The sequence below is a fragment of the Bradyrhizobium roseum genome (assembly GCF_030413175.1).
Classification (GTDB): domain Bacteria; phylum Pseudomonadota; class Alphaproteobacteria; order Rhizobiales; family Xanthobacteraceae; genus Bradyrhizobium; species Bradyrhizobium roseum.
The window spans coordinates 6,824,542-6,845,039 of sequence record NZ_CP129212.1 but is presented as its reverse complement, the minus strand read 5'-3'; the positions used below and the strand labels follow the sequence as shown (position 1 = coordinate 6,845,039).

The following is a 20,498-nucleotide window of genomic DNA, read 5'->3' as shown; positions in this document are numbered from 1 at the left end:
GATGCTATTCCGATTTGACTGTGCCGGGTCAGGACGCGAAAAGATTCCCGAGCGCAACGCCGCCTATTGGCGGGCGGGTCGTGATGTGAAATCCTGCCGTGACAGGTATCTGGAAAGCCAATGCTGGAAGAAACAGTTGATGTCGCCGTGCTCGGCGCGGGAATCGTCGGCGTATCGACGGCCTATGCTGCGCGAGAGCGTGGAATGTCGGTCGTGCTCGTCGACCGGCGTGAGCCCGGCAGCGAGACCTCCTATGGCAATGCCGGCATCATCTCCAGCGGCTCGATTTCGCCGCTCAACAATCCCTCGCTGTGGAAGGCGCTGCCGAAATACCTCACCAACCGTCACCCGGCATTGCGCTGGAATCCGGTCTGGGCGGTTCAGAACGCGGGATGGGTCGCGCGCTTTCTGGCTAATTCGGCCGGTCCGCGTCTCAGGCCGCGGGCGGCCGCGCTGCACGGCTTGATCGGCGCCTCGCTGAAACTGCACCGGGAATGGATCGTGAAGGCGGGAGCGGGGCATCGCATCCGCGAGACCGGCTGGCTGAAGGCGTGGCGCGGCGATGCGGTCGCGGCGGCGAAGCAGGAGCAGGCCCTGCTGACCGAATTCGGCATCGCCAGCCAATTGCTCGACCGTCAGGATATGTCCGCGCTCGAGCCGGATATCGTGCCGGTCTACAAGGTGGGCCTGTTGCACTCACAGACCGCCTCGGTCGATTCGCCGGGCGAGGTGGTCAAGGCCTATGCGCGGATGTTCGCGGGCGCGGGCGGCGACGTCAGGCCATCCGACGTCAAGGCGATCGTGCCGGATGGCGATTGCTGGCGGGTCGTGCTCGCCGATGGCGAAATTCTTGCGCGCCACGTCGTGGTCGCGCTGGGGCCGTGGTCATCGGATATTTTGCGGCCGCTCGGCTATCATGTGCCGCTGGCCTTCGAGCGCGGCTACCATCGCGAATTCAAGCCGAACCCGGCGCGCACGCTGCGGCGACCGATCCATGACGCCGACGGCAGTTTTCTGATGACGCCGATGGAGCAGGGCATCCGGGTCACCTCGGGCGTCGAACTGACCGGCCGCGATGCGCCGTCCTCGTTCTCCCAGCTCGACCAGGTGGTCCCGCTCGCGCGTGGCGTGGTCGAATTCGGCGACGTGGTCGGCGAAACCTGGCGCGGCGCGCGGCCGACACTGCCCGACAGCCTGCCGATGATCGGCCCGGCGCCCCGGCATGCCGGCCTGTGGCTCGCCTTCGGCAACCAGCACATCGGCTTCACGACGGGCCCCGCGACCGGCGCCGCCATTGCCGCCATGATCGCCGGCGCGCCGCCGCCCTATGACGTCAAGCCGTTCGCGCCGGATCGCTACCTTTCATGACCCGCGCGGCGTCGTCGTGACGCTGCGGTCGGCCGGCGCTTGTTGGTGCCCGGGTCGCTCGAAAAATGGGCGTTGCGCCCTGCGTAGGCCAGGCCGGAAGGCGTCGAAGCCGGCCGGCGCCTTGATTGGCGGACGTCCCTGATCTATTCGGTCCGGGAATAGTCCAGATTCTCCCTCGAAAAGGGGCCGGGCGACTGCATCTCGTGTTGGCACGCACATTGCAATCATCGCCTTGGGGGTTGTCACAAGGGCAATCGTGGCAATCGTCAGCTCTCTTGCGTGGGACGACAGTTTAGTGACACCGTTGCGTTTGCTTGGCCGGCCTAAGAGCGTGGGGACGCGTTCGCCGGTCCTGGGGTTTTGTTGATGTTGCGTTTGATTGCCCGGCGTCTTGCCATCGGTGTGCTGGTCGCGTTCACCGTGATGACGCTTGCGTTCCTGCTGACGCGGCTGTCCGGCGACCTCGCGGTTTCGATCGCCGGCCCATCGGCGACGCAGGCCGACGTCGAAATCGTGCGCAAGGCCTATGGCCTCGATCGCCCGCTTTATGTGCAGTTCTTCGCCTGGACCGGCCGGGCTTTGATCGGTGATTTCGGCCAGAGCTATTTCTTCAAGGACAGCGTAGCGAACCTGATCCTCAAGCGCCTGCCGATCACGGTCACGCTCGGCCTGGTGGGCCTGAGTCTCGCGCTGATTATCTCGATCCCGCTCGGCATCCTCGCCGCGTTGCGCGAAAACACCTGGGTCGACCGCGGCGTCACCCTGTTCACGATGGTGGGGCAGGCGGTGCCGAGCTTCTGGCTGGCGCTGATCCTGATGATCGTGCTCGGCCTGCAACTCGGCATCCTGCCGATCTCCGGCACCGGCACCTGGCAGCATTTCGTGATGCCGGGGATCGTGCTTGCCTTCACCGCGATCCCGGCGCTGACGCGGCTGACGCGCTCCGGCATGATCGAGGCGATGGCGTCCGACTATATTCGTACGGCGCGCGCGAAAGGTCTGTCGCGGGCGCGCATCATCTTCAAGCATGCGCTGCGCAACGCCGCCATTCCCGTGGTCTCGATCGCCGCTGTGCAGCTCGGCTTCATGCTCGGCGGCTCGATCGTCATCGAGACCGTGTTCGCGCTGCACGGCGTCGGCTATCTCGGCTGGGAAAGCATCGCCAAGAACGATTTCCCCGTGGTGCAGGCGGTGGTGCTGGTGCTTGCCGTGTTCTACATCGGGCTGACGCTGCTCGCCGACATCCTCAATGCGCTGCTCGATCCGAGGCTGCGCACGGCATGAGCGAGCCGATTGCCATTCAGGCGGCGCCGCCTTCGAGCGCGGGCAGTTCACGTCTCGGGAGCGCTGCTTTCGCGATCGGGATCGCCATCGTGGGGCTCGTGGTGGTGGCGGCCGTCATCGGTAATGCGCTGGTGCCGGCGGACCCGTTCACGCAGGATCTCGGCAACCGCCTCAAGCCGCCGTTCTGGATGGAGGGCACGCAGGCCGGACACCTGCTCGGCACCGACCAGCTCGGGCGGGATTATCTGGCGCGGCTGGTCTATGGCGCGCGCATTTCATTGTTGATCGGCATCATGACGGTGATCACGTCGGGCCTGATCGGCATCACGCTCGGCGTGCTCGGTGGCTTCTTCGGCGGCCGGATCGACGATATCGTGCTGTTCGCCATCACCACGCGCCTGTCGATCCCGGTCGTGCTGGTGGCGCTCGCCGTGGTCGGCCTGATGGGATCGGGCCTCGGGCTCGTGGTGGCGACGCTGGGGCTGTTGTTATGGGATCGCTTTGCGGTGGTGGCGCGCTCCACCACGATGCAGGTCCGTAACCATGACTATGTCAGCGCCGCCTGGTGCGCCGGCGCCTCGCTGCCGCATATCCTGATCAAGGAGATTTTGCCGAACATCGCGAGTCATCTCGCCGTGGTGGCCACGCTTGAAATGGCGCTGGCGATCCTGCTCGAAGCCGCGCTGTCGTTTCTCGGCCTCGGCGTGCCGCCGCCGCTGCCGTCATGGGGCCTGATGATCGCCGAAGGCAAGGACTACATGTTCTTCTCGCCCTGGGTGATCATGATCCCCGGCGTCGCGCTGGCCGTGCTGGTGCTCGGCATCAATCTGGTCGGCGACGGGTTGCGCAATCTGCTTGGCTCGGAGCGGCTGCGATGAGCGCGCTGCTCGAGGTCGACGGACTGCAGGTGAGTTTCGGCGGCCGTACCGCGGCGGTACGCGGCGCCTCGTTCCGGGTCGAGAAGGGTGAGACCCATTGCCTGGTCGGAGAGTCCGGCTGCGGCAAGTCCGTCACCGCGCTGGCGGTGATGAGCCTGCTCGCCCGCGGCGGCCAGCGTTCCGCCAACAAGATGAGTTTTGCCGGCACCGATCTCACCGCGCTGTCCGATCGCGAGATGGCGCGGCTGCGCGGCAACCGCATGGCGATGATCTTTCAGGAGCCGATGACCAGCCTCAATCCGGCCTTCACCATCGGTTCGCAGATGGCGGAAGTGCTGACGCGCCACAAGGGCGGCTCGCGCGCGGCCGCACTCGACCGCGCCGCCGAACTGATGGGGCTTGTCGGCATCACCGCGCCGGGAATGCGGCTGGGTCAGTTTCCGCACCAGCTCTCCGGCGGCCTGCGCCAGCGCGTGATGATCGCGATGGCGCTGATGTGCGATCCCGAACTCCTGATTGCGGACGAGCCGACCACCGCGCTCGACGTCACCGTGCAGGCGCAGATCCTGCGGCTGCTCGCCAACCTCAAGCGCGATCTCGGGCTCTCGATCCTGCTGATCACCCATGACCTCGGCATCGTCGCGCGCGTCGCCGACCACGTGTCTGTCATGTATGCCGGCGAGGTGGTCGAACGCGCCACGACCACGGAGCTGTTCCGCGCGCCGCAGCACCCCTATACGCGCGGCCTGCTGTCCTGTGTGCCGGTGCCGGGCCGGGTGCAACGTGACAAGCCGCTCGGCTCGATCCCGGGCGTGGTGCCGGCGATCGGGCCGGGCTTTGCCGGCTGCGCTTTCCGCTCGCGCTGCGCCCACGCCACGGAAGCATGCGCGCGCGAAATTCCGCGTCGGCCGGCCGGCGAGGCACATGATTATCTTTGCCGGCTCGAACCGGATTGGGCGGAGCTGCAACCCGCATGACCGCCGCGATCGAAGTCGAGAATCTGCGCTGCGAATTCCGCGTCCACACCGGCTTGACGTCGGCGGAAAAGCGCGTGGTCGCGGTCGACGACGTCAGCTTCAGCGTGCCGGCCGGCAGCGTGCTCGGTATCGTCGGCGAATCCGGCTGCGGCAAATCCACGCTGGCACGCCTGATCCTCGGGCTGCTCAAGCCGACGGCGGGCACCGTGCTGGTCGACGGCAAGCGCCTGTTCGACCTCGACCGCAAGGCGCGCGCCCGGCTGATCCAGCCGGTGTTTCAGGATCCGTTCGCCTCGCTGAACCCGCGCCGCCGCATCAAGGACATCGTGGCGCTGCCGCTGGACGCTCAAGGCACGTTTACGCGCGCCGAGATCGAGCGCCGCGTCGGCGGCATTCTCGAACGCGTCGGACTGTCGGCGGCGATGGGCGAGCGCATGCCGGCGCAGCTTTCCGGCGGGCAGCGCCAGCGCGCGGCGATCGCGCGTGCGCTGATTCTGGAGCCCCGCATCGTGATCTGCGACGAGCCGACCAGCGCGCTCGACGTCTCCGTGCAGGCGCAAATCCTCAATCTGCTCGCCGATCTGCGCCGCGACCTCGGGCTGACCTACCTCTTCATCAGCCACAATCTTGCGGTCGTGGAGCATGTCGCGAGCGAAGTGGCGGTGATGTATCTCGGCCGCTTCGTCGAGCGCAACGAAACCGACGCGCTGTTTCGCGAACCCGCCCATCCCTATACGAAGGCGCTGCTGCAGAGCGTGCTGACGCCGGAGCCGGGCAAGGGTGTGCCGGACATCGGCCTCGGCGACATCATGCCGGATCCGGCGAATATTCCGCCGGGCTGCCGCTTCAACCCGCGCTGCCGCGTGGCGATCGACCGCTGCCGCCATGAGGCACCAACGCGCATGGTCCGCCCGCCGCAGGGAATGGTAGAATGTCATCTGGCATGAGGCGTGCTTCACTTGACTGACATCACGACACATTGAGAATGGAGAGCGATATGCGACTGCAAAACAGGCTCGGCGCGGCCATTCTGGCGATGGCGCTGCTCGGCGCCGCCGCGATGCCCGCGGCGGCCCAGAAATCGGCCGACATGCTGCGGATCGTGATGCGCGATGCGCTGCCCAACATCGATCCCTATTACAACAATCTGCGCACCGGCGTGGTGATGCACCATCAGGGCTGGGACGCGCTGGTCTACCGCAACCCCGATACGTTCAAGCTCGAACCGCTGCTCGCCACCGAATGGAAGCAGCCGGATCCGACCACGATCGAGTTCACCTTGCGGCCCGGCGTCAAATTCCACGACGGCAGCCCGTTCACGGCCGACGACGTCGTCTACACCATCAACCTGATCGCCGATCCCGCCAGCAAATTGTCGACGCCCGCGAACTACAACTGGCTCGAGAAGGCCGAGAAGACCGGCGACCTCTCGGTCCGCGTCACGCTGAAGCGGCCGAACCCCGCGGCGCTGGAATATTTCGCGCTGGTGATCCCGATCTATCCGAAAGCCTATCGCGAGAAGGTCGGCGCCGAAGGCTACGCCAAGGCGCCGGTCGGCGCCGGCCCCTACAAGATGACCAAGGTCGAGCCGGGCGTCTCCATCGATTTCGAGCGGTTCGAGGATTACTGGGCCGGCAGCCCGAAGGGCAAGCCCGCGATCAAGAAGCTGAGCGTGCGCTTCGTGCCCGACGCCACCACCGAAATGACCGAACTGCTGGCCGGTCGCGCCGACTGGATCTGGAACATGAACCCGGACCAGCTCGATCCCGTCAACAAGATGCCGCATCTGCAGGCGGTGCGGAAGGAATCGATGCGCGTCGGCTATCTCTCGCTGGATGCCGCCGGACGCACCGGCGCCGACAATCCCTTGACCAAGCACAAGGTGCGCCAGGCGATCTGGCACGCGATCGACCGCAAGGCGATCGCCGACAAGCTCGTCACCGGCGGGAGTCGCGTGCCGGCGGCGCCATGCTTCCCGTCGCAGTTCGGCTGCGACGCCGAAGCCGCGGTGACCTACGACTATGATCCGGTGAAGGCGAAGAAGCTGCTCGCCGAGGCCGGTTACCCCGACGGCTTCGACGTCGAGCTCGCCAGCTACGTGCTGCCGCAATGGGGCTCGGCGGTCCAGAACTACCTGCTTGCCGTCGGCATCCGCGCCAAGCTCAACCAGCTGCAGACCGCGGCGCTGATCCAGCGCGCCAAGGCGGGCGAGTTGCGCATGTATCTCGGAAGTTGGGGCAGCTTCTCGATCAACGACGTCTCGGCATTCTTGCCCAACTTCTTCGACAATGGCGCCGACGACTACGCGCGCGATCCCGACATCCACAAGGGACTGATCCAGGGCGGATCGAGCATCAACCCGGAAGTGCGCAAGGAAGCGTATTCAGGTGTCATCAAGCGGATCACCGAACAGGCCTACTGGGCGCCGCTGCACACCTACGTGACGACCTACGGCCACGCCAAACAGCTCGATTTCACCCCGTACCCGGACGAACTGCCGCGCTTCTATCTGGCGAAGTGGAAGTAGGGGGATCGATCGCAGGTGGCGTAGGGTGGGCAAAGGAGCGCAAGCGACGTGCCCACCATTTTTCACCGAGCACGCTGCAAGAGGGTGGGCACGCTGCACTTCGCCCACCCTATGCGTTCTGGCGAAGTGGCAGGATGACGGGCCCATTCCGTGGCCGCAAGCCGCCGCGAAAATGCTAGCGATTCCATGCACATCCCTACTGTGCATGGGGTTGTTTTCGATGTTTTTGTTTTGGCCTCGCGTCGGGGAGAGGCTGCGATGGCTTTGAGGGCGACATCGCCAAGGTCTCCGCCGGCTGCACCAGCGACAATGCCGTGCGCCACGTGTGATGGATTTCACAATCGGTCTGCCATCTGCATGGTACGAGTGCGGCGCCCGCCCAAGGCCAGCCTTTGAGCAAGCCGATCAGCCCGCAGCGCAAGGATCGAACAGCATGGACCATGTCCCGAACCTCGCCCAGGTCGAGGCCGCGCTGTCCTATCTCAATCGGCTCGACGAGAAGCGTGAAATCAACGTGGCGAGCCTGAAGCGGCTCAAGCAGGCCCGCGACGCTCTGCTCGGGGAAGAACACGAAACCTCAAGCGACGAGGCCGGGCCAGTCGTCTTGCTGCAAGCGCAATAAGGGCTTAGATCAGCCGCGCGTCACATGCACGCCGGGGCGTTCGCCTGCATTCCACTTGCCTTCGATGGCGCGTTCGATCTGCGCCGCGAACTGCAGCAGCAGCCCGTCATTGGCTTGTCTTGCGATCGCCTGGATGCCGAGCGGCAGGCCATGCTCGTGGCTGGTGAGCGGCAGCGAGATCGCGGGGATGCCGCAGAGATTGGCGAGCGGCGTGAAGGCGAAGTTGCGCCAGAGGTTGCCGAACCAGTCCAGCACATCAGGGTTGTCGCTGATGGTCAGATACTCGGTGGTGCCGACCTTCGGCGTCGGCAAAGCCGTGATCGGGGTCAGGATGATATCCCAATCCTCGAAGAACTTGCCGAAGCCGCGCGACGTCGTGTTGAACACGGCCTGCATCCGCGCCCGGTCGGCGTACGTCGTGTTGCGGCCATGCTCCCAGATCCGGATGTTGATCGGCTCGATCAGGTCTTCCGGCGGCTTGTCCAGTCCGCGCGCCGCCAGCATGTTGGAGATCACGACGGCGAAATTGCTGATGTAGCAGGTGGTCTGCGCGGCAAAGGCCTCGCGGTAATCCAGTTCCGGCAAGGCATAGTCGACGTGATGGCCGAGGCCTTCGAGGAAGCGCCCGGTCTTCTCCAGCTCGGCTGCGATATGCGGTGTCGCGCTGTACTCGCCCCATCGGTGCGACAGCGCGATTTTCAGCCGCGCCGGGTCGCGCGTGATCATCCGCGTATAGGGCTCGGGCGGCGACCAGAACGGCATGAACTCGCCCGGCGCCGGACCGCGGCAGGCATCGACGAAGGCCGCGGTATCGCGCACCGTGCGCGACTGGCAGCCCTGGATCGAGACCAGTCCGGAAAGGTCGGACATCAGCGGCGACAGCGAGAACACACCGCGCGAGACCTTCAGTCCGATATTGCCGTTGACGCCCGCGGGGATTCGGATCGAGCCCCCGCCATCGGTGGCGTGCGCGATTGGCACTGCGCCGGCCGCGACCATCGCGGCGCTCCCGGCAGACGAGCCGCAGGTGGTGTAGTCGGTATTCCAGGGATTGCGCGTGACGTAAACTTCCGGATTGTCCGCCGAGCTGCACACCCCGAATTCCGGCGTGGTGGTGCGGCCGATCAAATTGAGCCCGGCCCCGCGCATCTTCGACGTCATAAAGGTGTCGGCGGCGGCGCGGTTGCCGCGCATATAGCGCGAGCCCATTTCCTGCAGGCGGCCCTTCATGGTGGGACCGAGGTCCTTCATCAGGAACGGCAGGCCCGCAAACGGCCCGTCCAGATTGGTGCCGTCGGTGGCGGGGTCTGCGACCGCATCCTCGAAGACTTCGACGACGCCGGAAAGCGCGGGGTCGACCCTGGCAATGCCGGCGGCGGCCTGCGCCGCCAGCTCGGCGGCCGTCAGTTCGCCCTTGGCGACGCGCGTGGCCAGCGCCACGCCGTCATGGTCGGCCCATTCGTCCCAGCTCATCGGCAAGTTCATGCATCGGTCCCTTTGAGAAATATCTCGGACCATAAAACATGATCAGGCGCCGGTCCGCAAACCGGCCCTCGCGCCCTTTTTTATGCCCGCCGGGGCGTTCACGAGCGGAAATCGATGCCGCGCACGATGATGCCGGGGGGCGTGCCTTCGAACTCCCGCGCCTCGAATTTGCGTGACGCACAGGCCTCGATTCGGTCCCGCAGCCGCGCGAACTGTTCCTCGCGCCGGTTGGCCGGCGTCCGCGGCACATGCTCCAGTTCATCCATCGCCGCGGCACTGACGGCGCAGGGCACTTCCCGGCCGTCGTCCATCATGGAAAACAGCAGGACCATCCGGTCGTCGTCATAGCCTCGGACGTTGCCGCGCGCGAAGGTCATCAGGGCTTCCTCCCGAAACGGTGCGGTCTTGCCGGTCAGCTTTTTCTTTTCGTCACCGGCGGCGGATTGATCTCTGCGATCCTGCGCAGGCAATCCGCTTCGGAAGAATGTGGCCCCGACACGAAGGTTCCACTGACCTTGGTCGAATACCAGCCGGACTCCACTCCGAGACGAAGCGATTCTTCCGTCATGACATGACGTGGCGAGAGATTTTGCATCAGGTACCTTCGGTTGACGCCGTTCCCTGTCGGGAAGGCTGGATGGTGAGGATGGTGCCTCGCAAGCCGAGCTTGTTCAGCTGTCCTCCACGGAAAGCCGGGTGAGATCGGCGAGCACGGCGGCCACGAGGTCGCGGTGGTGCGTATCGGTCGGCGCGAGGCCGGCGGCGTACAGGTTGAGCACATAACGGGCCTTGGCCACCGCTTCGGACCACGACGTGGCCGGCGCGCTAAGGATCTCGATTTCGACGACCCCCTGTTTGTCACGCAGCAGTTTCGCGTTGGCCTCGACGTCTGCGATCACGCGGCGGATATCGGTGGCCTTCTGCGCCGCCATGCCGCGATGCTTGTCGAGATCGATCGGCGTCTCGGTCATCGCGGCGCGCTCGCATCGAGGCGTTGCGCGTCGGACAGGTCGGTCGAACTGATCGAGATCATCTCCGTCGACGACCGTTGCGGCGGTGCACCGGGCACCATGATCATGGTGGCGACCCGCCGGAAGCACGGGAACGAGAGGCCTTCGATCATCTCCTCGTCGGCGATGACTTCATAAGCTCCCGGTGGGAGTTGCCGGTCGACGCCCTTGAGCTGGAATGAATGTCTGAAATGAACCGTTTCCCGTCGGGTGCGCGTCGTCATGCCGATAGTCCGGCCAGCCGGCGCGCGAAGTTCTGATGTTTCTCGGACATCGTGACAGCGTGCGCGCTTTCGCGGCAATTAGCTATCGATTTCTCCGCATAGCGCCGTATTTGATCGAATAAGCCGGGCCGCGGCTTGTATTCGCCGTTTTCATAGCCACTTCGAGCACTTAGCAGCTAGAAAGGCGTTTCGAGTGAAGCTTCGCGTCGGATTCGAAATGCTCTACGATTTTCCGCAACCGACACCGATGATCATGGTGCTCGGCATGCACTTCACCCGCGCATCCGATGTCATCGTGCCGGACTTCCTCACGACAGATCCGGTCGTCGAGATCACGCCCTATCGCGACATGTTCGGCAACTGGTGCAGCCGGATGGTCGCGCCCGCCGGCCGCGTCCGCCTTGCCGGCGATGGCGTGGTGCGCGACAGCGGTTTGCCGGATCCGGTGTTTGCTTCCGCGGTTCAGCATGCGGTCGAGGATCTTCCCGCGGATACCCTGGTCTATCTGCTCGGCAGCCGCTATTGCGAGACCGACCGGCTTTCGGACATCGCCTGGCGATTGTTCGAGAAAACCCCGCCGGGCTGGGCGCGGGTCCAGGCAATCTGCGATTTCGTGCACCATCACATCGCCTTCGGATATGAGCACGCGCGCGCCAGCAAGACGGCGTGGGAGGCTTATGAGGAAGGCAAGGGCGTCTGCCGCGACTATGCCCATCTGGCCATTGCGTTCTGTCGCTGCATGAACATTCCTGCGCGCTATTGCACGGGCTATCTGAGCGACATCGGCACGCCAAAACCCTGGGCGGTCGGTGATTTCGCCGGCTGGTTCGAAGCCTATATCGGCGGCCACTGGCGCACCTTCGATCCCCGCAACAACGAGCCGCGGATCGGCCGCGTGCTGATCGCGCAGGGCCGCGACGCTTCCGATGTGCCGATCACGCAGACCTTCGGGCCAAACACGCTGGTCGGCTTCAAGGTTTGGACCGACGAGATTCCGTAGGAAGAACCGCGCCCTGCCGATCGCGATGGCGGTTGTTATTGGGGCCGGCAGTATCCATATGAACAACAGCGTACTCGGTTTCGCACAAGGCGATCCGGCGGGCGCAACGCTTAAGCCACATATCCTGCGGACCATTTCGACCGGCGGCACGTCGCTTCGGCGTGCGCGTGACGGGTCAGGAGACGCTATGTCTATCGAACACGCGTCTGTGCGGGCCATGCCGAAGCCCTGGGGTGTCAGCAATCTCGAGCCGTGGAGCAGCATCGATGTGGCCGGAGATGCGGTGGGAGAGCTCTGGTTCGACCGCGCTGACGGCGATGCGCCGGCTCCTGCCTTGCTTGTGAAGTTGCTCTTCACCAGCGCACCGCTGTCGATTCAGGTCCACCCGGACGACACCTATGCGCGCGCGATGGGGATGCCGAACGGCAAGAGCGAAGCGTGGTACATCCTCTCGGCGGAGCCGGGCGCTCGGATCGGCGTCGGTCTGAACCGACGTATCACGCCACAGGAATTGTACGCCGCGATCGCGAACGGTTCGATCGTCGATCTGGTTCAATGGCGTCTGGTGGCGAAAGGCGACGTGATCTTCATTCCGGCCGGCACGATCCACGCGCTCGGCGCCGGCATCGTGCTCGCCGAGATTCAGCAGCGCAGCGACACCACGTTTCGGCTGTTCGATTACGGCCGGGAACGTGAACTGCACGTCGACAATGGCGTAGCGGTCGCAAACGCCTGGCCGCTTCGGACACCACGTCCTGCCGCCCGCCTGACTCCTGAGCGGACCGTCCTGGTGGCCAGCCAGCATTTCGTGCTTGAGCTGATTGAACTGCCCTCGGGTTCTAGCTGGGCGCTGCTCGCCGACCCGGAAACCTGGATTCTCGCGCTCGACGGCCATGCCGCGATCGGATTGGCCGCGATGTCAATCGGTGAGGCGGTCTTTGTCAGCGGCGGCCGCAACAGCATCGAAGTCGGTGCCAGCGGGCTGACCGCTCTCGTCACCTATCCTGCAAGCGAGCCAATTGGCTCGCTGTTGCACAAGCTCTCCGGGCAATCGATCAAACCTGATCAGGCCGCCGCCGTCGAGCCGTCGAAGCTCACGCGCCTTGCCGAGGCACAAATATGACGCCGCTTCGCAAGATCGCAATCATCGGCAATTCGTTGCCTCGCCGCTGCGGTATCGCGACATTCTCCACCGACTTGCAGCGCGCGATCGCCAATGCGCGGCCAAACCTGCAAACCTGCATCGTGGCAATGACCGACCACGGGCAGAGCTACGACTATCCCGATTCCGTCGCCTGGCAGATCAAGGACGACAGCATCGAGGAATATGTCGGCGCCGCGGCGTTTCTCAATGCCGGCCGATTCGACATCGTTTGCCTGCAGCACGAATTCGGCATCTTCGGCGGTGACGCCGGGGCTCATATCCTGGAACTGCTGTCCCGCCTGACCATGCCGGTCGTCACGACCCTGCACACGGTGCTGGCCGCGCCGACGGCGGCGCAGCGCGCGGTGATGGAACGTATTGTCGAGCTGTCGTCGAAAGTTATCGTGATGGCCAGCAAGGGCCGCGAACTGCTGCGCAATGTCTATCGCGTGCCGGACGACAAGATCGAAGTCATCGCCCATGGCATTCCCGATTTTCCGTTCGTCGCGCCGGACGTGGCAAAGGCCAAACTCGGATATAGCGACCGGTCGGTGATCTTGACGTTCGGCCTGCTGTCTCCCAGCAAGGGCATCGAGGTCATGATCGACGCCATGCCCTCGATCCTGCAAAGACGGCCGGACGCGGTTTACGTGGTGCTCGGAGCGACGCATCCCAATCTGGTTCGCGACCAGGGCGAAGCCTATCGCGGCAGCCTGATGGCGCGTGTACGCAAGCTCGGCGTCGAGGACCACGTCGTATTCCTCGACCAGTTCGTGGATCAATCCACGCTGCTCGAATTCATCTCCATGTGCGACGTCTATGTCACGCCGTATCTCAACGAGGCGCAGATGACATCGGGCACGCTGGCCTACAGCTTCGGCCTGGGCAAGCCGGTGGTCTCGACGCCTTACTGGCATGCGCGCGAGCTGCTGGCAGACGGCCGCGGCGTGCTCGTCGCCTTCGGCGACCCGGCGGAGACCGGCAACGAAATCGCGTCATTGCTGACGGATGGACCGCGCCGGCAAGCCATGCGCGAGCGCGCCTACGCGACCAGCCGGTCGATGACATGGGAGCGTACCGCCGAGCGGTACATGACCGCCTTCGAAAATGCCCGGCAAGGCCACCGGCTGAAGGTGATTGCGCGCGCGGCCCCGGACGCGATCGCCCCGCACGGCCCCGAAGTGCCGGACATGCAGTTGGGCCATTTCCTATCGATGTGCGACGATACCGGGCTGTTCCAGCACGCCGTACATTCGGTGCCTGATCGTGCGCATGGATATTGCGTGGACGACAATGCCCGCGCCTTGCTGCTGGCTTGCGCGCTCAACGAGCCGGGCGAGAAGCCGCTTTCGGAAAGCCAAACCGGGCGCTTCGCCGCCTTTGTGCAGCATGCCTGGAATGCCGATGCCAGGCGGTTCCGGAACTTCATGGGCTTCAACCGAACCTGGCTGGAAGATGAAGGCTCCGAGGACAGTCACGGGCGAACCTTGTGGGCCCTTGGCGAATGCGCGCGCAAGGATGCCAGCCGGTCGCGTCGCCGATGGGCCGCGGCCTTGTTCGCCGAGGCGCTCTCGACCGGCGCGGCGTTTCGCTCGCCTCGCGCCATCGCTTTCACGCTGCTCGGCCTGGACGGCTACTGCGCCGCGGTTCCAGAGGATCAGCGCGCCCGTGAGGTCAGGCATTTTCTCGCCGATACGCTGCTGTCTGCCCTTGCGTTGGTCGAAACGCCGGACTGGGTTTGGTTCGAGGAAGTCCTGGCATATGACAATGCTCGCCTGCCGCAGGCGCTGATTGCGACCGGCCTTGCGACCCGAACCCCCGTCTATGTCGATGCCGGCCTGAGAACCCTTCGTTGGCTGATGACGCTGCAGACGTCGTCGACCGGGTTTTTCCGTCCCGTGGGTACCACGAGCTTCGGCGAACATCGGAAACATCCCGGGACATTCGATCAGCAGCCGGTGGAAGCCACCGCCACGATTGCAGCTTGCCTGACGGCGTGGCGCGCGGACGGCGACGTCGAATGGAAATCCACCGCGGCCGGGGTCTTCTTCTGGTTCTTCGGCGGAAACGACTTGTCGGTTCCGCTGGTCGACCCCGAGACCGGCAGCTGTCGCGATGGATTGCATCCGGACCGCGCCAATGAAAATCGTGGCGGCGAATCGGTGGTGTCGTATCTGCTGGCACTGGCCGACATGCGCCAGCTTGCGCGCGCCAGTATCAACCCGACGAATCCCGTGGCGCTTCGCGCCACCGGTACCTGAGTGAAGCGTCCAGCCACCCAAAAGCCAACAGAGGTCACCGTTTTGCAAGCCACTTTTGTCAATCGGCGGGCGCTCCATTTAAGGCCCGATCCCGCGCGGGTGATCGTACGTCCGTTCAAGCCGACGACCGAACCGCGCGATCTCAACCCGACCGACAAGACCCGCGCCAACCATATTGTGGAGCGGGTTCTCAATCTCGATCCGCAGGTCGCGGCCGGGCAACTGGCCGATGTGCTGGAGAATTTCCAGGGCCGTCATCGCAACCTGCTGGAGACGTTTGAGCGGCGGGCCGATGAAATGGAAGTGGCGCTGATGGCGCACCGCGGATTCTCCGACGTGCAGCGTCAGCTGATCGGCGCCTACTTCCTGAACGAATACTCCTTTGAAGCATCGGCGTTGTTCAATCCGAGCATCGTTCCGCACCCCGATCAGTCGGATATTCCCAAAGGCAACCTGCGTTTCATTCTGAGTCTTCGCGCTGTTGGGGAAGGGCACGTATCGTCGCTGACGTTTCGCTCGGGTGTCATCGCGGCGGATGGCAGCATCAGCGTCGATCCGACGGCCCGGCTCGCCACGAGCCCTCGTATCGCGCATCGAGGCGCCGGGCCGATCGGCGACAATGTCGAAATCGTCTTCGAGCCGGCGACGGACATCAGCGAGCGCGTGATCTTTCCGGTGACGGAATCCCAGGCGAACGGAATCGAGGATGCGCGTTTCGTCCAGTTCAGCGACGGAGGGCGCACGACCTATTACGCGACCTACACCGCCTACCGAGGCACTGCGATCCGTTCGGAACTGATCGAGACCGCCGACTTCCTCTCGTTCAAGATGACGCCGTTGCAAGGCGCCGCCTCGCACAACAAGGGCATGGCGTTGTTTCCGCGCAAGATCGACGGCAGGTACGCCATGATCGCGCGACAGGACAATGAAAATCTCTATCTGCTCTATTCCGACGATCTGTACAGATGGGAAGAGGGCCAGGCGATCCTGAAGCCGCAATTTCCCTGGGAGTTCGTTCAGATCGGCAACTGCGGATCTCCGGTCGAACTCGAGGAAGGCTGGCTGATGCTGACGCACGGTGTCGGCCCGGTTCGCAAATATTCGATCGGCGCGGCGCTGCTCGACAAGCGCGACCCATCCAGGGTGCTGGCGCGTTCGAAGGAGCCGTTGTTGCGACCCGAGCTTTCCGAACGCGAAGGTTATGTCCCCAACGTCGTCTATACCTGCGGAGCGATGGCGCACAATGATCAGCTCATCCTGCCTTATGCCGTGTCGGACACGTACTCCAACTTTGCGACAATGCAGATCTCAGAATTGATGCGGTCGATGTCCTGAATCCAGAGATGCGGTGCTGCGTGTATTCTCAAGGGAGATCACCATGGCTCGCGAAACAAGCTATTTCGTGCAGGCATTCAACGCCGGGCGGGGCGGAAGCCTGAAGGCCGACGCGCCGATTGCCTGCAAGACGGCAACCGGCGCCCTTCGGACCGCGGAGCGGCTGGCCTTGAGCAAGCTCGGCGTCGTTGCCTTTTCATCCACCGGCGATGCGGAGATGGGTGACTACGATGACGAGCCGACGGTCATTTTCCGCAAGGGAGAGCTGCCATCGGGCTTCGATTGAGATGCGCCGCATTGGTCGTGACGGGATTGCGTCAGCGATGCTTCCGCAATCGCGATGCGGGTTGGTGAAGAGCAAAGGCGAGTGCGGCAGCCGGTGCGCGTGTCTCCACCGCGTTTTAGCGCTCGCTATTCCCGCGACGCGAGCCTAGGGTCAGTCATCACCGCGTTCTCGACAGCGTCTATTGGTGACGGGGTTTGCAAGCCGCTCGCCTTCAACAGGTTGCGGAGGCAAACCATGAACATCAGAGCCGCCAAGACCGCCGAGGAACTCCAAGACATGATTGTCGAGCAGGCGAGGAGCCTCCATGGTCCCTGGCCTTTGGGGATGACGATGTTTGTGTTCGACGATGCTTACGGATGGAGCGCGAGCATCAGCCGGCCGGTCTCGGAGGCCGACAATTTCTATCGTACCCGCACGCTCGATCTGATCACGACTTTCAAGGTCAGGTACGATCTCGACCCGCCTCGTCTTTGATCGATGACTTATACCGACCAGTAGCATTCAGTTCCGGCACACCAGCAATCCAGGGAGATCGACATGGCCAAAGGCGAGCAAAAAGGCAATCGGGAAACCAAGAAGCCCAAGAAGGAGAAGATCAAGGTCATTGCCGCGGCGCCGAGCCAGAAGGCCGGCGGCTGGCAGCCGACCTTGGGTACCGGCAAGAAGAAATAAGGTTCAAGGTCTCGGGCGAAGGCAGCTCCCATTTCCGGCTTGCCGGCAGGGACAATCCGAACCGGCTGCGCCGCCCATCGACGCCTGTCCGAAGCGTCAGACACTGACAAGACGCACCTGGGTGCCCCAAGGGTCCGAGGTTTCGATGCCGTTCTCGATGGCGGTGACGGGCGCGCCCGCCTGCCGCAGGCGCTGCGTCTGCGCCTGCAGAATGTCTTCCGCCGCGATCTCCAGCGAAAACCACGCCAGGCCCATGGAGGTACTGTCGCGCGGGCCGGCGCCGGCGCTTTGCCAGACGTTGATGCCGAGGTGATGGTGATAGCGGCCCGAAGACAGGAACGCAGCGCCGCTGCGCTTGCGGGTTGGATCCAGGCCGATGGCGCCGCCGTAGAAGCGCTCGGCCTGTTCGAGGTCGCCGACGCGCAGGTGCATGTGGCCGATCCTGAGATCGTCGGGCGCCTTGGCATAATTGGGTGCGCGCGTATCCGTCAGCGCCAGCAGGCCATCGATGTCGAGCTGGTCGGTTGCCATCGCGACCGAGCCGCCGTCCCATTTCCAGGTATCGGGGGCGCGGTCGGCATAGACTTCAATCCCGTTGCCTTCGGGATCGTCGAGATAGACGGATTCGCTGACGAGGTGATCGGCGAAGCCGGATAGCCGAACCTTGTTGGCGGCGGCGTGCACCAGCCAGCGCGCGAGGTCTTTTCGCGTCGGCATCAGAAACGCGGTGTGATAGAGCCCCGCGGCGTTGCGTGTCTCGCGCGGCGCGCTTTCCCGCCGCTGCAGGTTCAACAGCCGCACGCCGCCCGCGCCGAGCAGCGCGCCCATCATGGAGCGTGCCATCACGGTGAGGCCGATCACGTCGCGATAGTAATCGGCGACGAGATCGAGGTTGCGCACGCGCAACGTCACCATGCCGACCCGCATCGGCGTCCGGTTGGCAAAGGTCGGCCCGCCGCCCGCCGTGCCCTCGGCCCGCGCTGCGGCAACAGCTGCCGCGGTCAGCGATGAGACGCCGGCGAGGTGGAGCAGCGTGCGTCGGGTGAGATCGATGGTCATCAAGGGCTCCCTGGATGCCGCAACATACGGCGTGACGGCGGGTTGTCGCAATGCCGCGATGGTCGTTCCGGAACCATCGCTGGGGCCGGACGTTTGGTCCGGGTAATCCATTTAGGCCGGAGAATATGATGACGCGGGTCGCGGTATTGATCGTCGCCGGGCTGCTGGGCATGAGCGCCGCGGCCGCCCAGACCACCGGCGCCTCGGACGCCAAGCCCGAGACGGCTTGCACCACGTCGTCAGCTGCGACAACGGGAAGAGGCGAGGAAAAGACCGCCAATTCAATGTCCGTCGAGAAGAGCGCTATACTGCCCGAGGCGGGCGGATCCAACTCGGCTGCGCCGACCGTGCAGAGCGGCGGCAAGCCGCTGAAGGTCGACCCGAACTGCCCGCCGGATTCCAAGCCGAAGTAATATCCTTTCGGCCCGCCAATGCGCATCGAACCTGTCACACCGCGGCTGCCGCCTGCGCCATTTCGAGTGCCCCTCCGAGCAATTTGACATTGAGCTTGCCGCTCGCGAACAGCATGTCATCGAGCGCTTCACCGATATCGGCTGACGTGATGGCCGTGCCGCCATCCCGGCCGATGGCGGCCTGCGCGGTACGCCGCATCAATTCCTTGATGAAGGCGGCGCTGACGCCCCGGGTTCGCCGGACGGCTTCGTCAATCAGGGCTTCGTCGAGCCGCAGACCCTTGCCGTAGAGCTGAACCAGCTTGCGTCGGCCGGCATCATCGGGCAACGGAATCTCGATCGCCTGATCGATCCGGCCGGGCCGGTTAGCCAGTGCGCCTTCGAGTTGTTCGGGCCGGTTGGTCGTGAGGACAAACAGGATGTCGGCATCTTCCTTCAACCCGTCCATCTCGTTGAGAAGCTTGTTGAGCATGGATTCTTCGCACGGTCCCATCCTCTCGCGATCCCGTGCGATGAGGTCGACATCCTCGATCACCACCATGGCCGGCTGCAACAAGCGAGCAAGGTTGATATAGGCTCCGAGCAGGGCGACCTGCGCAGCCGTGATGATCAATGTCGTGTGGCCGGGCAAGCTGCTGGCGAGGTAGCGAATGGTGTGTGTCTTTCCGGTGCCGGGCGGTCCGTAGAGCAGGATTCCCTTGCGGGTCGACTGACCGAGCAGGCGCAGCTGTGCGCGGCGCTCCACAAAGTTGAGAATGTTGTGGTCGAGCAGTTTCAGTGCCGTCTCGGGCAGGATCACGTTGGCGCGTTCGACGGGCGGCAGCCTGTGCACCATCAGGCCGCGCGATCTGCCACGATAGTTGGCGCCGCCATCGAATGACAGGACCTTGCCCCGGTAGCAGTTCGCGGCGTTGACCGCGTCCTCGATGGCCGCGAAGCAGAGTCTCACGAACTCTGCGCCTGTCTCTCCGGAGGGCACCGCGATCTCGATCCGAACACCCGCTTCCTCTCCATGTTCGCGATGAGCGGAGAGCACGACGGCATATCGCAAGTCCCCGGCGTCAGAAAGCCAAAGTCCATTGTCGAGGCATTTGACCGGCTCGGCGTCACCCACCTCCACATCATGGTATTGCGCCGGCGCGATGGCATGCGCGCTGTGTCCGGGCCTCGTCAGCGCGGCAAAGGTGAGGGTATCGTAGCGGTGATACTCCTGAATGCCGAAAAACCTGCCGCGCTGACCAGAGAACAATTGGTCGACCGCAGTCTGAACGTCGGCGCGCATGTGTCCGGGAAACTGACGCGACGCTGAAATCAAATCATCCGGGGAGAAGCCGGCGAAATGCCACTCAATGGCGGTACAAGCAAAGTCGAATCGCCTTGTTTCCTTGATGACGCCGAGTTCTTCCGCGGTCGCCAGCATACAGTCGTCGCAAACCAGCGCCGTCTTGCGTACCAAACGAAGCGGATGTTCGGAGAAATTGCCGCACAGCTTGCAGCGATCATTGCCGAGGTCATCGCCGGCTTGGGCGGTCATCGCCAGCTGATGGCCCGATGCCCTGATTCGTTCCAATGCCGCCTGCAACAGCGCCTCAGCGACGGCGCGCGGATACGTGCCGCAAACTGCTTTGCCGCGCTTTTCGATGGTGACCATCACCTCGAAGGCGTCGGTCGGCGATTGACCGAATACCGAGCGGAGCAGGCCGATGACATAATCCTGCGGGGTGTCCTCGTTGTCATGAAGAACGAGCTGAACGTAACCAGGTTGAACGCGGTCCATCGAAAAACTCCTGAATGAGCTTGTTCAGCCTGCCTGACAAAATGGAACAAATCAAGAACAATTCGCGTTGAGGTTGTCAGAATCTTTTCTGGTTGCGTCGGCCATCCAACCAGCTGTCACTGCTTCGCGTCGTCCTCAATGAATGCGGCAACGCACGCGGCGCAAGCGTGCGCCCG

Annotated in this window: 22 protein-coding genes; 15 read left to right on the top strand and 7 right to left on the bottom strand. The window is 64.1% G+C overall.

Translation table 11 applies throughout. The features are described from left to right. Positions 1 to 120: 120 nt before the first annotated feature. From QUH67_RS32405 to QUH67_RS32375, 7 genes are all read left to right on the top strand, one after another. Complete coding sequence (locus QUH67_RS32405) at positions 121 to 1,368, top strand: NAD(P)/FAD-dependent oxidoreductase (protein ID WP_300943873.1); 1,248 nt, start codon at positions 121 to 123, stop codon at positions 1,366 to 1,368. Between the two features lie 366 nt (positions 1,369 to 1,734). After that, positions 1,735 to 2,652 (top strand): ABC transporter permease, encoded by a 918-nt coding sequence (locus QUH67_RS32400; RefSeq protein WP_300943871.1) that lies wholly within the window; start codon positions 1,735 to 1,737, stop codon positions 2,650 to 2,652. After that, positions 2,649 to 3,530, top strand: coding sequence for an ABC transporter permease (locus QUH67_RS32395; protein WP_300943870.1), 882 nt, complete (start codon positions 2,649 to 2,651; stop codon positions 3,528 to 3,530). The genes QUH67_RS32400 and QUH67_RS32395 overlap by 4 nt, the downstream gene beginning before the upstream one ends. Then, positions 3,527 to 4,507: an ABC transporter ATP-binding protein gene (locus QUH67_RS32390; RefSeq protein ID WP_300943868.1), complete on the top strand. Its 981-nt coding sequence runs from the start codon at positions 3,527 to 3,529 to the stop codon at positions 4,505 to 4,507. Before QUH67_RS32395 ends, QUH67_RS32390 begins: the two co-directional genes overlap by 4 nt. Continuing rightward, positions 4,504 to 5,454 carry an ABC transporter ATP-binding protein gene (locus tag QUH67_RS32385; RefSeq protein ID WP_300943865.1) on the top strand — a complete coding sequence of 317 codons (951 nt, stop codon included), beginning with the start codon at positions 4,504 to 4,506 and terminating at the stop codon, positions 5,452 to 5,454. Before QUH67_RS32390 ends, QUH67_RS32385 begins: the two co-directional genes overlap by 4 nt. 50 nt (positions 5,455 to 5,504) lie before the next feature. Then, positions 5,505 to 7,034: an ABC transporter substrate-binding protein gene (locus tag QUH67_RS32380; RefSeq protein WP_300943863.1), complete on the top strand. Its 1,530-nt coding sequence runs from the start codon at positions 5,505 to 5,507 to the stop codon at positions 7,032 to 7,034. A gap of 433 nt (positions 7,035 to 7,467) precedes the next feature. Beyond that, complete coding sequence (locus QUH67_RS32375; protein WP_300943861.1) at positions 7,468 to 7,656, top strand: restriction endonuclease subunit S domain-containing protein; 189 nt, start codon at positions 7,468 to 7,470, stop codon at positions 7,654 to 7,656. A gap of 9 nt (positions 7,657 to 7,665) precedes the next feature. Here QUH67_RS32375 and QUH67_RS32370 read toward each other — a convergent pair whose 3' ends face one another. The 5 genes from QUH67_RS32370 to QUH67_RS32350 form a co-directional block, all read right to left on the bottom strand. Next, positions 7,666 to 9,141 carry an amidase gene (locus QUH67_RS32370; RefSeq protein WP_300943859.1) on the bottom strand — a complete coding sequence of 492 codons (1,476 nt, stop codon included), beginning with the start codon at positions 9,139 to 9,141 and terminating at the stop codon, positions 7,666 to 7,668. A gap of 98 nt (positions 9,142 to 9,239) precedes the next feature. Beyond that, positions 9,240 to 9,518 carry a DUF1488 family protein gene (locus tag QUH67_RS32365; RefSeq protein ID WP_300943857.1) on the bottom strand — a complete coding sequence of 93 codons (279 nt, stop codon included), beginning with the start codon at positions 9,516 to 9,518 and terminating at the stop codon, positions 9,240 to 9,242. 35 nt (positions 9,519 to 9,553) lie between these two features. After that, entirely contained in the window at positions 9,554 to 9,736 is a 183-nt protein-coding gene (locus tag QUH67_RS32360) for a hypothetical protein (RefSeq protein ID WP_300943855.1), read from the bottom strand. A gap of 76 nt (positions 9,737 to 9,812) precedes the next feature. Beyond that, positions 9,813 to 10,112: a hypothetical protein gene (locus QUH67_RS32355; protein WP_300943853.1), complete on the bottom strand. Its 300-nt coding sequence runs from the start codon at positions 10,110 to 10,112 to the stop codon at positions 9,813 to 9,815. Continuing rightward, positions 10,109 to 10,375 carry a hypothetical protein gene (locus tag QUH67_RS32350; RefSeq protein WP_300943851.1) on the bottom strand — a complete coding sequence of 89 codons (267 nt, stop codon included), beginning with the start codon at positions 10,373 to 10,375 and terminating at the stop codon, positions 10,109 to 10,111. Before QUH67_RS32350 ends, QUH67_RS32355 begins: the two co-directional genes overlap by 4 nt. 193 nt (positions 10,376 to 10,568) lie before the next feature. Here QUH67_RS32350 and QUH67_RS32345 point away from each other — a divergent pair, with 193 nt between their 5' ends. The 7 genes from QUH67_RS32345 to QUH67_RS32315 all read left to right on the top strand — a co-directional run bounded on the left by QUH67_RS32345 (position 10,569) and on the right by QUH67_RS32315 (position 17,073). Beyond that, positions 10,569 to 11,375, top strand: a complete 807-nt coding sequence (locus tag QUH67_RS32345; RefSeq protein ID WP_300943849.1) for a transglutaminase-like domain-containing protein — start codon at positions 10,569 to 10,571, stop codon at positions 11,373 to 11,375. A 187-nt stretch (positions 11,376 to 11,562) separates the two neighbouring features. Beyond that, positions 11,563 to 12,498: a class I mannose-6-phosphate isomerase gene (locus tag QUH67_RS32340; protein WP_300943847.1), complete on the top strand. Its 936-nt coding sequence runs from the start codon at positions 11,563 to 11,565 to the stop codon at positions 12,496 to 12,498. After that, positions 12,495 to 14,780, top strand: coding sequence for a glycosyltransferase family 4 protein (locus tag QUH67_RS32335; RefSeq protein WP_300943845.1), 2,286 nt, complete (start codon positions 12,495 to 12,497; stop codon positions 14,778 to 14,780). The genes QUH67_RS32340 and QUH67_RS32335 overlap by 4 nt, the downstream gene beginning before the upstream one ends. 42 nt (positions 14,781 to 14,822) lie before the next feature. Beyond that, positions 14,823 to 16,115 (top strand): glycoside hydrolase family 130 protein, encoded by a 1,293-nt coding sequence (locus tag QUH67_RS32330; protein ID WP_300943843.1) that lies wholly within the window; start codon positions 14,823 to 14,825, stop codon positions 16,113 to 16,115. Between the two features lie 43 nt (positions 16,116 to 16,158). Further along, positions 16,159 to 16,401, top strand: coding sequence for a hypothetical protein (locus QUH67_RS32325; protein WP_300943841.1), 243 nt, complete (start codon positions 16,159 to 16,161; stop codon positions 16,399 to 16,401). A gap of 234 nt (positions 16,402 to 16,635) precedes the next feature. Next, positions 16,636 to 16,875, top strand: a complete 240-nt coding sequence (locus tag QUH67_RS32320; protein WP_300943839.1) for a hypothetical protein — start codon at positions 16,636 to 16,638, stop codon at positions 16,873 to 16,875. Between the two features lie 63 nt (positions 16,876 to 16,938). Then, on the top strand, positions 16,939 to 17,073 hold the full coding sequence (locus QUH67_RS32315) for a hypothetical protein (protein ID WP_300943837.1): 135 nt from the start codon (positions 16,939 to 16,941) through the stop codon (positions 17,071 to 17,073). 96 nt (positions 17,074 to 17,169) lie between these two features. Here the strand turns inward: QUH67_RS32315 and QUH67_RS32310 are convergent, their stop codons facing one another. Then, entirely contained in the window at positions 17,170 to 18,132 is a 963-nt protein-coding gene (locus QUH67_RS32310) for a VOC family protein (protein ID WP_300943835.1), read from the bottom strand. 128 nt (positions 18,133 to 18,260) lie between these two features. Between QUH67_RS32310 and QUH67_RS32305 the strand changes: the two genes are divergently transcribed. Continuing rightward, positions 18,261 to 18,545: a hypothetical protein gene (locus QUH67_RS32305; RefSeq protein WP_300943833.1), complete on the top strand. Its 285-nt coding sequence runs from the start codon at positions 18,261 to 18,263 to the stop codon at positions 18,543 to 18,545. Between the two features lie 34 nt (positions 18,546 to 18,579). On the opposite strand, the gene QUH67_RS32300 is transcribed toward QUH67_RS32305, so the two are convergent. Then, the gene (locus QUH67_RS32300; protein ID WP_300943831.1) at positions 18,580 to 20,322 is read right to left on the bottom strand and encodes an ATP-dependent Clp protease adaptor ClpS; all 1,743 of its coding nucleotides are present in this window, start codon (positions 20,320 to 20,322) and stop codon (positions 18,580 to 18,582) included. Positions 20,323 to 20,498 lie beyond the last annotated feature (176 nt).